Source organism: Barnesiella sp. B2-R-119, assembly GCF_023656675.1.
GTDB lineage: Bacteria > Bacteroidota > Bacteroidia > Bacteroidales > Barnesiellaceae > Barnesiella > Barnesiella intestinihominis.
Map to the genome: position 1 here is coordinate 1 of NZ_JAMOKL010000006.1, position 14,384 is coordinate 14,384.

Annotated in this window: 9 protein-coding genes; 5 read left to right on the forward strand and 4 right to left on the reverse strand. The window is 45.7% G+C overall.

The window, feature by feature from the left end; genetic code table 11:
* Window positions 1-172 precede the first annotated feature (172 nt).
* The 3 genes from NBH06_RS11145 to NBH06_RS11155 all read left to right on the forward strand — a co-directional run bounded on the left by NBH06_RS11145 (window position 173) and on the right by NBH06_RS11155 (window position 2,903).
* Entirely contained in the window at window positions 173-1,222 is a 1,050-nt protein-coding gene (locus NBH06_RS11145) for a hypothetical protein (protein ID WP_250794358.1), read from the forward strand.
* 277 nt (window positions 1,223-1,499) lie between these two features.
* Complete coding sequence (locus NBH06_RS11150) at window positions 1,500-2,207, forward strand: hypothetical protein (protein WP_250794360.1); 708 nt, start codon at window positions 1,500-1,502, stop codon at window positions 2,205-2,207.
* A 72-nt stretch (window positions 2,208-2,279) separates the two neighbouring features.
* Window positions 2,280-2,903, forward strand: coding sequence for a peptidase associated/transthyretin-like domain-containing protein (locus NBH06_RS11155; protein WP_250794362.1), 624 nt, complete (start codon window positions 2,280-2,282; stop codon window positions 2,901-2,903).
* Between the two features lie 551 nt (window positions 2,904-3,454).
* Here NBH06_RS11155 and NBH06_RS11160 read toward each other — a convergent pair.
* From NBH06_RS11160 to NBH06_RS11175, 4 genes are all read right to left on the reverse strand, one after another.
* Complete coding sequence (locus tag NBH06_RS11160; RefSeq protein WP_200755380.1) at window positions 3,455-3,694, reverse strand: NAD(P)H-dependent oxidoreductase; 240 nt, start codon at window positions 3,692-3,694, stop codon at window positions 3,455-3,457.
* 37 nt (window positions 3,695-3,731) lie between these two features.
* Window positions 3,732-3,977, reverse strand: coding sequence for a hypothetical protein (locus NBH06_RS11165; protein WP_250794363.1), 246 nt, complete (start codon window positions 3,975-3,977; stop codon window positions 3,732-3,734).
* A gap of 142 nt (window positions 3,978-4,119) precedes the next feature.
* Window positions 4,120-7,329 carry a glycosyl hydrolase gene (locus NBH06_RS11170; protein WP_250794365.1) on the reverse strand — a complete coding sequence of 1,070 codons (3,210 nt, stop codon included), beginning with the start codon at window positions 7,327-7,329 and terminating at the stop codon, window positions 4,120-4,122.
* Window positions 7,330-7,372: 43 nt separating this feature from the next.
* On the reverse strand, window positions 7,373-9,097 hold the full coding sequence (locus tag NBH06_RS11175) for an alpha-L-rhamnosidase-related protein (protein WP_250794367.1): 1,725 nt from the start codon (window positions 9,095-9,097) through the stop codon (window positions 7,373-7,375).
* Window positions 9,098-9,356: 259 nt separating this feature from the next.
* Here NBH06_RS11175 and NBH06_RS11180 point away from each other — a divergent pair, with 259 nt between their 5' ends.
* On the forward strand, window positions 9,357-13,400 hold the full coding sequence (locus NBH06_RS11180) for a hybrid sensor histidine kinase/response regulator transcription factor (protein ID WP_250794369.1): 4,044 nt from the start codon (window positions 9,357-9,359) through the stop codon (window positions 13,398-13,400).
* Between the two features lie 63 nt (window positions 13,401-13,463).
* Entirely contained in the window at window positions 13,464-14,300 is an 837-nt protein-coding gene (locus NBH06_RS11185; RefSeq protein WP_246469156.1) for a glycerophosphodiester phosphodiesterase, read from the forward strand.
* The last annotated feature ends 84 nt before the right edge of the window (window positions 14,301-14,384 follow it).

Sequence of the window (14,384 nt, forward strand, 5' to 3'; positions counted from 1 at the left end):
GTTGCGCATAAGCAGACTGATAGTAGTTAACGGTGTAGCTGCCACTAATTTACTAATTATCTGCGATTTGTGCAACTTTTTCATTTGTGATTATTTATAAATCTAATTCAACCAACGAGTTAACTACGTCCAGTATTACAACTTTGGTAATGGTTACAACTTGGGGCAAAGAATGCTTCGCCATATTGCCATTGATGAGCAAAATACAATAGTGAATTTGTACAATCTTGATGAGATTGATGCAAATAAGCATACTTACTTTTGCATAGCTTGTGGTAAAGAAGTATTTGTAGATGTGGATGATAGGGGAAATTATTCATTTTTACATTTGGATGAAAACATACCATGTGAGGATGACTTTTATTTGCATGAAGCTGCAAAAAAGGTGTTATGTAGAAGATTCAACACTCAACATAAGTTCGATGTATATATACCCCAACGGCACTTATGCGAAAAAGGGCATCAGTGTTTGCTCTTTAATGAAAACTGTTGTTCCGTTGCAATTCCAATACCTTATGACTTGAAAGCGCATGGATATGATTCGTGTGAAATAGAATATAAATTCCCTAATGAGCAATTTTCTTATGACATAGTCTTGAAACGGGGTGAGGATTTGAAAACGGCAATAGTAATAGTCATAGATGCGGAGACATGCCGTATAGAACCGGGGAATCTAAAAAATAGGACAATAGAAGTAGCCGTAAGATGTGAAAATGATGTTTTTGAATTGTATGATAAACCTTTACGTGGAGAATGTGTCAGATTTTTCAATTTTGGACATAAAGATTTGAAGACCACATCCTGGGAGAATGTAAATCGTAAAGTATTGAAATTTAGATTGTTTTCCAGTGGTAAATATTATTTGAGTACAGAAAGTTGCATGAGTACAAAGAAAAAAAGTGCAATATATGAGATAATTATATCCAAAGGTACAGAAAACTATAAAGTGATGAGACAATATGCGGTATTGCGTTGTTATAACAAGAAAAAAGTATTGTGCCTTTGTGAAATCTGTTACTATTTAAGGGAGGTGAATGGCATCTGTCACGAAAATATCTGCATAAGGTATAAAAGAAAAGGAACTCCAAGAAATCCACTTGAAACAATGCACACCGGATGTCAGTATTTTAGGTTGGATAGAAACATTGAAACTACATTGGAAAAAGAGTGTTATGGTTTGGAGTTTATAGAAAAGGATTTGACAGAAAATAACTTGAATTAGTCAAGACTCAAATCTGACAGTTACGCATAAAAAGAATAATTTTGTAACAGAAAACAGATTAGGTTATGACAACGTCATAGATTTTTCATCTCAATCCGAAATTATTGTATCTTTTTCCTGAGAATTTCTAAATTTGCAATCACGAAAGATATTCGGAAAAATATACATAAGTGCAGAATTATAAGTCAAAGAATACAATGAAAACAAAATTTTTGGGGAAAACCTTCTTGCTATTGATATACACACTCAGTTTTATGGGCTGTAATGACGATGTTTTATGGGCTGTAATGACGATGATAACGAAACCACGGAAATACATCATTTGTCATTTGAAAAAGACTATTACGAGCGACCTTTGGTCGGAGCGAAAGACATCATGATACGAGGAGGAAATAGAGACTATGCTGTCGAGATAGAAAATCCCTCCATATTGGAAGTTACCGTAGATTTATCAAGCCCTGCTGATATGGGTAATTTGGAAATACATCCGAAACAAAAAGGAGAAACGACAATCAAAGTTCGGGACAAAGTTGCAAACGAAACTGTCGACTTGAAAATCAAGATTGTAGACAGTTACCTGAATCTGGCTGTTGCCAATCCGATAAAACCACCCTACCGGCAAGAGGATGAGTTTTTCTTAATCAACAATGAAGATAAAGACTTCTATCTGTATGATAAAGAGATGACATTAAGACATACAGGCAGCTATAAGTTCTTTGTAGAGAGCAATATCCCATATATGGAACTGACCTATCATGAAGACTTTGAAGGCAAAAAAACATATAAATACAACTTGTCGGGTACAGACCAAGCCATGTTTTATGCCATAAAAGGATTATTAGGCTGGGATTGGCATGCCCCCGTTGAGAGTCCGGCGACAAAAGAAATATCCCCCGTCGGGATGAATGCCACAGATACCGAAACGAATACAGTATATTACTTTGTTGCAAGGACAAATGACATGCCCGAGCACGTGTTAGACTGACGACCAGCCTCCGATAAGCCTGCACCGGGACTTTCAGTATTTGTATATGATTTATGATTTGGGACATGATTTATGAAGAAGATTATTCTATCCGGTTTCTTATGCCTTACCTTTACAGCATCTGCACAAAAGGAATATTTTTCCATAATAGGAAAAACATTTGTAGAAGAACACATAGTTCCTGACCATACAACAACTTCCCCTTTAGGCGGTGGCACATATATCCGGGTCAAAGAAATACCAAAACGAGGCTGGTTGGCAGATGCAGAAGGATATTTTAGAATAGATAGCCTGCGAAGGGGGAAATATCATCTGACCTTTTCATATATCGGTCTTGAGCCTGTAGATACAGCACTATTCATTGACAACGATGTAGATTTGAAAATCACATTATCAAATCTCAGTATTTCTACCCCGCAACTGTCCTTGATACTTCCGGAGAAGGAAATATGTGAGGTGCTGAAAAGGACATTTTGGACTAAATACGGGATTCGAGGGTCGTTTTACACAAAAGAAAGTTTGCAAGACAAATCGCAACGAATGACGGCTATAGGCTATTTCCACGAAGTTAGGAAAAACCGGATAATTTTTGACTATCTCGATACGAAATACGGATATAGTTGGAGATATGAAGCCCCCAAAGGGATAATAGGTTTAGACGAAACGTTAGATACGTATGAAATTTTTACCAGATGAAAGCCCTGTCAGAAATAATAGCCCGAAAACAAATCTCTTACCGTGGACAATGAAGAGAAACGGCAGCAAGAGGCCAATTCCCTCAATCGTGTTGACGATTCCTATACCAAAATCGTCGTGGTAGGCTACAATTTGTGTATTTTTTTATGTATTTTATGTGATAGACAAAAGAGTATATATACTGTTTAGTACCATTTTAGTATCATTGTTTGTATTTCAAAAAGAATAAGGTTGAACAACCGTCAATGTTTTTACAAATATTCATAATGCAGTTTTGAAAACAAAGTTATCGAATATTTGGGTACTTAAAAAAGATTTGTTGCCTTTACAACATTAGAACCTGCCAAGCCTCTCAACGATGCTCAAATCGGCGGGTCGTTTTTTTATTATACCTGTATGAAAACGAATTTCATCAAACCGTATTCCTCACCGAAACAGATTATTCAGATATTAAAGACACGTGGTATGCTCATGGAAGATACTTCCTCGCATCCGTTTCTCCGAATAACAACTTCAATGAAAAGGTGGCTGATTTACTGGCTTGTTTTCCTTTAATAGACAGGCCGTAGGTGATGTCCCAATAAGTAGAGCCTACCCGATATTTTTTTATTCAGTAAGAAATGGTGGAGAGTGTCGATGACATTCATGGCTCCGCCACGCCCTGCTACGGCAACTGTTCCGCAAACCTTGTGACGGAACATGCCCGGATTGGAGTCGCTTACTACACTGGCACATTCAATGACAGCTTTTAATGTAGATGGAACATCAGCGGAATAAATGGGAGAACCCAACAGAATGTTGTCGGCTTCGGCGTTTTTTTGAACAAGTCTATAATGAGATGTCCTTCTTTTCCGTCTTGGAGCCTTTGCGGTCTTTTGTGCCTGACAACTGCCGAAGACTGGACAGATGCCGGTAATTGCCGAATGCCTTCCATTGATAGGATATGTTGCAGATTGTCGCTATGCTGTCTGCAATGAAGGCCATCTGTGTGGCGTTGCAACCCTCGTAGGGACGGTATTCGTCATCCGTAACCCCTTCCCGATGCAATGTGTGGCAGGATGAGTTTTTTTGCACCTTTTAATGCGTCGGAAAAATTCGGGGGCGGCAGATGAGGTAAGTCATTATATGACAACAAGAAACGCAGCGTAAGATAAAATAAGCCGATGCATCTACGCTGCGCCTCTGCGTCACAAAAAGTATTTTTAGCCGGACGTAACTATTCGGTCAGGATTCTGACCGGGCCCGTCAATCCCGACTTTTGAAGCGGAGATTTAGGCCGGTAAGTACGGCATACATACGATGTTTTTCGCTTCTCTTCCGGTACTCTGGAATCCCCCACCAGACGATTTACCCAGTTGTTTACCACTGAGATTTCTATCGAGTTCTTGCCCCGTTTCAAGACATCGGTGATATCCAGAGTATAAGGAGCCGTCCATACACCGCCCGCATACTTTCCATTCACCTTCACTTTAGCCATTTCGTATACCTCTCCCAAGTCGAGAATTACCCTTTTGCCGGCAGGAATCTCCTTTATTTTGAATGAGTTTGTATATACAGCCGTACCCGAGAAATACTTCACATAGTCATCATCCATCGTCGACAAATCTTTCAAAGCCTCCGGTTTCAGTTTCTTCCCGTCGTTGACCATCGATTTCAAAGTCAGGCTCCAGTCGTCGTTTATCACGGACAACACCTTTGTTTCCGGATAGTTGAGAGCCATGTCCAACACTTGGGGCTCACCCGATATATCTTTGTCAAATACGATAAAAGCGCTTTCGTTGGGATGCAGTCTCATCGGGATATGAGTTACATTCCCCACGTTTACAAACGATTTGAGGGTACGTACCGAACCGTCCATCGGGCTCCATAATTCAGGAACTTTCCCTCCGATGCGGAATTGAGCCGTAAATTCAATGTCCTTTTCGGTCTGGTTGCTCACAAAATAAATATCCCGGTCACGCTGTGTCGTATGGGCATATTTCACGTCACTGTCGATAGATATCCGGAAGTCCGGCATATATCCCATCATACCGAATATATCTTCTATGCTGTATCCGGCAAACAACCATCCTTTACCTATGCGGCGTATCGTTTGAGAGTTGCTGTTGCCCCACAATTCGTCGGCAATAGCTTTCACTTCGGCATCCGCCTCCATATAGTCTTGGAGGCTCGGCGACCTTTCCGGTTTGGGGCCCAGAATGATGGCACCCTCTTCGAGAAGCCGTTTTATTTTTCTGATGACCCCCGGGCGCATGGTTTTGCTCGGCGGTAAAACAAGCAATTTATATCGGGTGCCATGAGGCAAAGACAATATATGCTCCTCATTGGCAGAAAGATAATTCTCGATGACCTCGGCATTTATGAAGTCATATTGGAATCCCTTAGGCAGAGCCGGTTCGGTAATACCCGTCATTACAGGGACATCCTCTCCGATGTAATAAGCCACATCGGCCACGTAATTCCCCTGTTGCAGCAAATAATTGCAACGCTTCAGATAGTCGGTAAACAAGTCTATATGGCTGTACCAAGTATTTTTACGGTTAAATTCGTTCCCGAACCAGCAATTCAGTCCCGGAAAAGAGGTCTCATCGGGTTGGGAGACATACAAGTGAAGTAGAGTATTATTGATACCCTCTGTAAAGAACTTGTCGCCCCGCTGTTTCATATGGCGGGGACTGCGGGCAAACTCCGGCCCGCCGCACGTGAACGATTCGGACGATACTTTGCCTTTTCCGTATATGTGAGCCGCCGATGACGCCGCGCGGTTCTCTATGTCGCCCAGCGAGCCTTCGCTCCAGAACTCGCCCGCCACTTCGTCCGACTGGCCGCCGTACTGCAAAAATTCACCGGGAAACCCCCAATGCCCGTATGGCTCCAGCCATATACCGAACCCGTCTTTGTGGGCAAGCTCCCGCATACCGCCTATATGGTCATAGGCCAGGCGGTCGGCAATCATGCGGCGCAAGTCCCATAAGAAGCGGTCCGACTTGTCGGTACTGCCTACCACAATGCCGTCAAAGGTGAGAAGGTAAGGAGTGGGGTCATATCCGAAATGCGATTTGAAATAGTCGATAAAGTCGTCTCCATAATTTTGCGTAGCTTTCTCATAACTGTCACATACAATCATTTTCCAGGTCTTCCGGTCATTTTCCGGAACCCGTCTGAGTATCTCGCCTATAAAACTGTCGTAGTGGTGTTTCAAGTTCTCCCGGTTCCAGCGGTCTACCTCAGGGCCTTCCCCGTCGCCTTTTATGGCAGGGGCATTACATATGCCCGTAGGAGCCATGTAAGTACGTACGATTTCCCAATCACCCTCCGGGACATTCCAGACAACCCGGTCGGCATCGATGTGGTCGGTGATGTCGATAATATCCCTTTCCGAAACTACGGCATCCGGTGCATAAGAAACCCGGTTGTCCCATTTATAGTCATGCCACATCGGCTGGGGAGTCTGGTGCATTTTGCTCAGTATCTTGTCTGCATAGCGGTCTACGATAGGAGTTTCGGACAATTTGAATTCCTTTATTTTGCAGTTGGCATTGATATTCATCTCTACCATGAATTCCTCGCCGCGCGTTTCGGGTACAGCCACAGCCGTAGGAGCCAGCCCGTCATATCCCACTTCGTTCTTTAGAACTGTGCGGTCGGCCCCGAAAGAACAAACCTCTTCGAAAGCCCCGTTGCGTTTCACCTTTACGGAAAAGTAAGCCCTGATAGGCGTAGCGCTCTCTATCCGGATAGAGCGGAGTGTAAAATCCTTCTTCGACGGCCTTACCGTAATGCTGGCCTTATCGCGTTCAAATCCGCCTGTAGTATTCAAGTCCCCGTCGAACATCCGGGCGACATCCGTCACGCCCTCTGTCGTAATATGATCTACCGTCGCCCTTATATCAGGAGCGATGTTGTTACGTTTGAAAGCAAGCACTTTTACATTCTGCAGGAAGTTGTCGGGGTGGGGGAATACGATATCCCTTTCGCCTCCGCCCGTTACCAGAGCATGTTGTGAAGCCAAGTAACGCATCGACTGTTTCGGGTCTACCCACGGCCCTCCGGCCTGGCTCCATCCGGGGCCGTTGAAAATGCCGATTTCGATATTCTCTTCAGTAGCCGTTTTCAAAGCAGCGTGTACGATGTCATACCACTCGTCGCTCTGCATATACACAGGGCCGTGCGGCATTTCTGCAATACCCTGGAATCCGATAAAAGCCCGGTTGATACCCGCCTTTTTCATCGATTTCAAATCATTGATGACACCCTCTTTACTTATATTGCCCGATATCCAATACCAGTAGCAACTGGTTTGTACATCTTGGGGCGAGGCAAACACCTTGCGCATATCCTGGTAACTGTCGGTAGCCGTGGCAGCCGGTACTTGTACCGTAAGCAACAACAAGGCTGCTGCGACCAAAGACGATTTTAAATTCATCGATTTCATGATAATATATCCCTTATATTTCTTTTATGTTGTTTCACCTAACTATCTTTACCCCTTTCGGAGCCTGTATGTCACATACGACTTTTCCCCGGCCGTTTTTCGTGCAACTTACCGTTACGATACCGTAAGGAGTGGGAAAAGTCCCTTTGACTGACTGTAGCGGGCCGAGGTTGGGTTTCACCTGCAGGACACGGCATCCCGGTTCTATCGGGACGATGCCGAGCACATGCCGGGTAAGCCAGGATGTAGGGCCCGATGCCCATCCATGGCAAAGGCTCAGCCTCAACCCCTTATAACAATAAGCACCCCCGCCTGCATGTATGTCATGCTTGCCCGGCGGCACTATCTCGTCGATGCGTGCCGCATTGGCTACGTCGGCATATTTCAAATCTTCCCAGAAAGTAGTCGCCCCCAAGTCCAGCATCGCTCCCCAATACGTAGAGATGAAGTCGAGAGCCTCATCATATTTGCCCAGCATGGCAAGAGCCTCCAGCATATAATACCCGTAAAACGTTGAGAAACCGTCAAGGCCGTTTTTCAATATCGTTTCACAATCCTTCTCCGGGTCTGTGCTCAACCCCGATATGATATTCAACGCTGCCGCCTGGCTGTTATCATGAGCATCCACGGCCACCCCCTTCATCCGTTCGAGGCAGCTCGATGCCATTCTTATCATATCCCTGTCACCGATATACTCCCCGATTTGTACAGCCGCTTTCATCGCCATGAAAGAGAGCGATTGCAGTCCGCTGTGTATCACATTCTGGTTTTCCGATGTCGGCCAGTCGAGAAAGCGTATTCCGTCGAGCCGTTCCACCCCGTTCTCGTCAATCCTCTCGTCGATCTGCTTGACGAGACGGAGCAAATAGTCGCGCTGGCTTTTTAAGTAATCGAGGTTGCCCTGGTACATATACAAGTCCTTCTGTATGATTATCCACCACAACGAATAGGAGCACATCCCGTTCATCCAGCCCGGAAAAGGCGTATCGTCGCGGGCAAAGTCGAGACTCTTGTACACCACCTCTTGTTCCCCGAATACATTGTTTATCGTCATCACCTCCGGATGCATGTCGCCCACCCATACGAGCCGGTCGCGCTTTATCCCGTCCCAGAGGTACTCCTGCATGTTCAGTTTTACGGTATAAGCACCTGTTTGCCATATTTGGTTTATCCGTTCATTATCAGAGCAGAACGACCCCTTGTCCTCGATGTCCCTTATCAGCGAGACAGCCGATACATGGCGCAAGTTATATTTTATATCCTTATCGAGCAAGTCTATCCTGGCAAACCTGAAGCCGCTGTTCCCGCATTGGAAAGAGCCCAGCCACGGAGCCGAAACCGTAAAATCACGCAACGAATGCTCGTTGGTCGGATTTTGAGGGTTATCCGGCATATTCACGTCGCTCATGGCCTCCGTGACCGACTCGCCCAGGCGTATTCTCAATCTGACGGGAACTTTACATTCCCGGATAGCCGAAAATATTTTTATCCTTCCATACATTTCCTTGCCGAAATCCAGTAAAATGGAGGCCTGATGCGTGTCGGAGCTCATCAGGGTTGCATACGAAGTATCAGATACCGATAACTGTCCGCTGAATGTCCCCAACAGGTGATTGGGATTGGAGACGAATTTCCCGGTATTATCCGACATCCAGACGATTCTGGCCGGAGGTACGGTTGTATGCGTGACTTTCGCTTGGGAGCTGAGCGCAAACAAGCATAAGAGAGAAAACACTATAAATAAATGAGGTTTCACCATTACGTAAAATTATTGTTTGATAAAGTTGATTTTTTTTGATTTACAATGTTACGCAATTTACGGCCGTATCAGTTTTTCATTTATCCCGATTTGTGTGATATTTGTCTTCAAGGTCTCGTGTTTTGTCTCAAAAGTTATTATATAAGTCTCAAAATAGGGAAATCGTACAAATTTGTTTTGAAATATACGATATTTTGAGATAAATTTACACAGTGATTTATCACACCTGTTTATTTTTTTTAATATCCATGAAACCTCTATGAGACAACAAATACTGACGATATCGCTATGTTGTGTTTTTATTTTGTCGGCACTCTCCGATGTCCTTTCACAGCCGTTGCATCGCACCGATTTGTCAAACCTTCGGGTCAATGCCTTTGCCCAAGACAGCTTGGGATATATATGGATAGCTACGGCAAACGGACTTTGTAAGAGCTTCGGCGAAAGCTATGATGTATTCTTCTATGACGAAGCCGACGAACACTCCATACCCTCCAATCTCATTACAGGCCTTTATGTCGACGACGCCTCCAAGCTGTGGATATCTACCGGGAAGGGTATCTGTTCGATGGCGCGGGGGAAGTACGAGTTTCACCGATACTCGCAGAGTACCTCGACCGGTATGGAAAGTTTTTTTCTCGGATTTGTGCAGTATGCCGGGAGAATATATACATACGGCTATAACGGGCTGTACGAGATAGATGAAAAAAACAAGACGCTTATACCGCGCATCGAAGTCGATAGGCAGGTCATATATGGAGCCGTTACCGACAGTCACGGCAACTTGTGGCTCACCAATGGGGCAGAGCTGATAAAGCTCGACCGCTCGTTGAGCCTGATTTCCAAAATCGTCGTAGGACGGGACGATGTTGTAAACTGTATGGTCAGTGACCGTGAAAAGATACTTTTGGGTACCGAAAACGGCATCAAGCTCCTCGATTTGCATAGCCTCGAAATCAGCGACGGCGATTTCCCTCATGCGCTCGACGATTTGCGTATCAATCAGATGTTGCCCGTCGACGGAGGCCGTAAGTTGCTGATAAGCACAAGAAACAAAGGTGCGCTTGTGTACGACATGGAAACCCGCGATGTGATAAGCCGGTACAACAACGACGAGTTTGCCGATATACCCTCTGTCGATATCAATACGGCATTTGTCGATAAGGAAAAAAACGTGTGGTTCGGGACTTTCGACCGGGGGCATTTCATGCTTTCGAACAAGAAAAAGATATTTAATGAAAACAAAGCCATAGTAAACCTGTTCAGAAACCGGTTTGTCACCCGTATTACCGCCGACCGGTATGGAAATATGTGGATAGGAACCCGCTATGACGGCCTGGCATATTACAATACCGCCACCGGGAAAGTGGTCTGGTACGACGCCTCCACGACCCCCTGGCTGTCGGTGTTCAACAGCAACTTTGTGCAGGAAATATACTGTGATACCCGCAACCGGTTATGGGTCGGGTATGGAAATTTGCTTATAGTCTGCAACATTGGCCGGGACGGGCAACTCTCTTTGGTAAAAACCTGTTCCGGAACCGGAAATGTGGTTACCATAGCCGAAGACGCTAACCGCAGGATATGGGCGGGCTCGTCCGAAAACGGATTATATATCTACGACGACGATCTTATTCTCAAGCAACATATCACATCGGCCGTTTCCAACAGCAACAACATCACCAAAATCATACCCCTTTCCGATGACAAGATGCTCTTTTCGGCATACATGGACAATATCTACGTCATCGATGCCAATTCGCTGGTAGCCAGTGCTCTCGATGCCAAGTGCCGGAAGCTTTGGAGCAATGCCGTAGAACTCAGGCTCGACGCTAAAGGCAACCTGTGGATCGGCACTTACGGCAACGGCCTTATGAAATACGACTTGAAAAAGAAGACGCTGAAGCAGTACGACCCGCTCCAGCGCAATGACATGGTAGGCATCGAGTGCGACGCGCACGATAATGTATGGGCAAGTTCTTCTTACGGCATATACCGCATATCACCGGCCGATACCATCAACGTCTATCTCCAGCAAGACGGTATCGGAGGCAACCAGTACCATGAAAAATGTACGTTCAAGGACAGCCGGGGACATATCTATTTCGGCGGGAACACAGGACTCGAAGAAGTCTTCCCCGATAACGTGGAGCCTGTCCGCCAAGACATTCCCATATATCTTACCGACTTCAAGCTTTTCGGCAACAGCGTGGTACCCGAAGACGGCGGAGTCATCGACAGGGATATATCCTTGATAAGGAACCTCAAACTCGACCATGACGAGAATGTTGTCAGTTTCGAGTTTTCGGGCATTGCTTATGACTGTCTGTCGTTTCTCGAATACGCCTATATGCTCGAAGGTTTCGACCACACATGGAACTATATAGGCAAATACAACCGGGCTACCTACGCCAACCTGCCGGCAGGCAGTTATACCTTCCTGGTCAAGGCAAAAAATCGTAACGGGGCCTGGGGTGAGCCCAGAAAGCTGCTCGACGTCGAAGTCAGTCCCGCACCCTGGTTGCATCCTCTCGCGCTATCCGTATATGCGGTATTGGCGGTATTGCTTGTTTTCCTGTTCAGTAAACTATATGTCCGTCTCAAGCTTGCCAAAGAAAAATATACCCTTATCGAGGCAAAAATTGAGCAGGAACACAAAATGTCCCAGATGAAAGTAAACTTTTTTACCAACATATCGCACGAGTTGAGGACACCCCTGACTCTGATTTATGCCCCTGTAAAGATGTTGAAAGACAAATATCGGACTCTGAGCGAGCAGCAAGTAGAGTCGAATCTCGATTTTATAGCCGGCAACGTAGACCGGTTGCTCGATCTCACCGACCAGTTACTGAAGTTTCGCCATGTCAAGGACGAAACACTTCCGCTGAAAGTCAGTCGGCACGATTGTGTTCACCAATTGGAAAATATTATTAAATTATACAATATATATACGGCAGAGAAAAATCAGATAGTGGAATTCGACTGCCCGTACGACAGTCTTACGGTCATATACGACGCCGATAAGCTGGATAAGATTATGAACAATCTGCTGATGAATGCGACCAAATATACGCTCGACAGCGGTCGCATTATCGTCAAGCTCGACTTGACAAAATACCCGGAAAGAACTACCGGAAACGATTGGACGTATATGGAAATCCGGGTGACCGATAACGGCATAGGCATAGATAAAAATGATTTTACACGGCTCTTCAAGCGTTTCAGCCGGTTGGTGACACCCTCGAAATACGGGCAGATAAAAGGATTCGGCATAGGATTGAACTACGTATATCACTTGGTCGAAAACCACAAGGGAAAAATACGTGCCGAACGGAATGTCTCCCGGGGGATGACCTTTACGGTTGTCATTCCCGTTTGCGAGAGTGCATATAGCGAAGACGAACGGGCATCCGACGATATGGATATGAAGCAGGAAGCAGAACAGGCAGCCGGCAGTGATATCCTCCCTGCAATCCCCGTTACGGACGATGCCGCAGAAGAAGAGGCGGCTGGTGCCGAACGCAGGAAGATACTTATCATCGAAGACAATCCCGATATGAACGCCTTTATAGCCGGCCTGTTCAGCGATAAGTTCGATGTAACCACGGCATTTGACGGCCTCAACGGGTTGCAAAGGGCTGTGGAGACGGTTCCCGACATCATCATTAGCGATGTATTGATGCCGCGTATGGACGGATATGAGCTATGCAGTGAAGTGAAGAAGAACAAGGACATTTGCCATATCCCCGTAATCCTGCTTACGGCCAAAGTCATGGACGAGGAGCAGATAAGAGGATATGACCAGGGAGCCGATATGTACCTCAGCAAACCCTTCAATCCGAGTGTGCTTATTTCCATAGTCAACAGGATGATGGCAAAGCAGGACAAGCTCAAAGTCCTTCTCATTTCGGCATGTGGAGCACAAGACTCTGTCCCGGCGGAGAAAGACGTACGGCTCGAGCTCAGCCCGCTCGACCGGAAATTTCTCGACAAATTGTACAAATACATAGAAGACAACATACCCAACGATGATATCAACATCAATATCCTTAGCCGCGAGCTGGGTTATTCCCGTGCCAATTTCTACCGGAAAATCAAAGCACTTACAGGAGCCACTCCGAATGATTTGCTTAAGACATACCGTCTCAACCGCGCGGCCGAGCTTATATTGACCCGGGAATATACATTGGGAGAAATCAGTGAGATGACTGGTTTCGGGACCCAGTCGCATTTTTCCAATCTCTTTAAGAAACATTTCGGGATATCGCCGAAAGAGTACCTGACCGAACATTTCGGCAAGTGATGGAAATATGGTGTCCGCTATCGGAACGAAGTAATTGTACGAATTTATCACACTATATGTAATATGGATATAAAAATGAAACCGTACCTCTTGTTATTTGCGACATACCTTATATGCGTCGCCCAGACATTCGCCCAAAATCAGGAAATACGGCTCTTTTCACACCGGGGAGGGCGCCTGGAACACGACGAGAACACGCTCCGGGCCTTTGAAGCCAGTTATCGGGCAGGATACCGGGGATTCGAGACCGATGTGCGGATGACCCGCGACGGAGCACTCGTCATCACGCACGACAGTTCGCTGGAGCGTACCACCGACGGCAAAGGCGTGGTAGAGCAGCATACTCGGGCAGAAATAGAGCAATTGCATACCCGGCAAGGGAACAAAGTGCTCTTTCTCGATGAACTGCTTCGCTTCCTGCACGACAAGCCGGGGCTCTATGTCGAGTTTGAGATGAAGACCGCTCCGCAACATCTCTATCCCTCCCGTCGTCTTGAGGAGTATTGCGACAAACTCTATGAAGCAGTCATGGCAGAGAAGCCCGCAGATGCCCTTTATGTGTTCACGTCGAGCGATTATCGGGCGTTGCGCTATTTGCAATCGCGCTACCCCGGAGTAGAACTGTTGCTCATCACTTCCAAGCCCTGCAACGACGAGACCATAGACCTCTGTAAGACTGTCGGCATAAAACGCCTCGGGGCGACCATGGACGGTACCAGTCGCGCAAGTGTACGGCGGGCACACGATGAAGGCATTATCGTAAGCCTGTGGCCGGGGAAGTCGGTACAGGACTTTATGCTCGGGGCGTACTTGGGATGTGACTATATGTGCACCGATATCCCGGTTGAGCTCAAAAAGTGGGTTGCAGAAAACGCCCCTTGGATAAAAGTGAAATATTAGCCGGCCCGCTCGTCGGAAAATATTTTGAAATAAACTTTGATAAGAATTTTGAAAATATAAAATGTTGATAATAAGAATGATGAT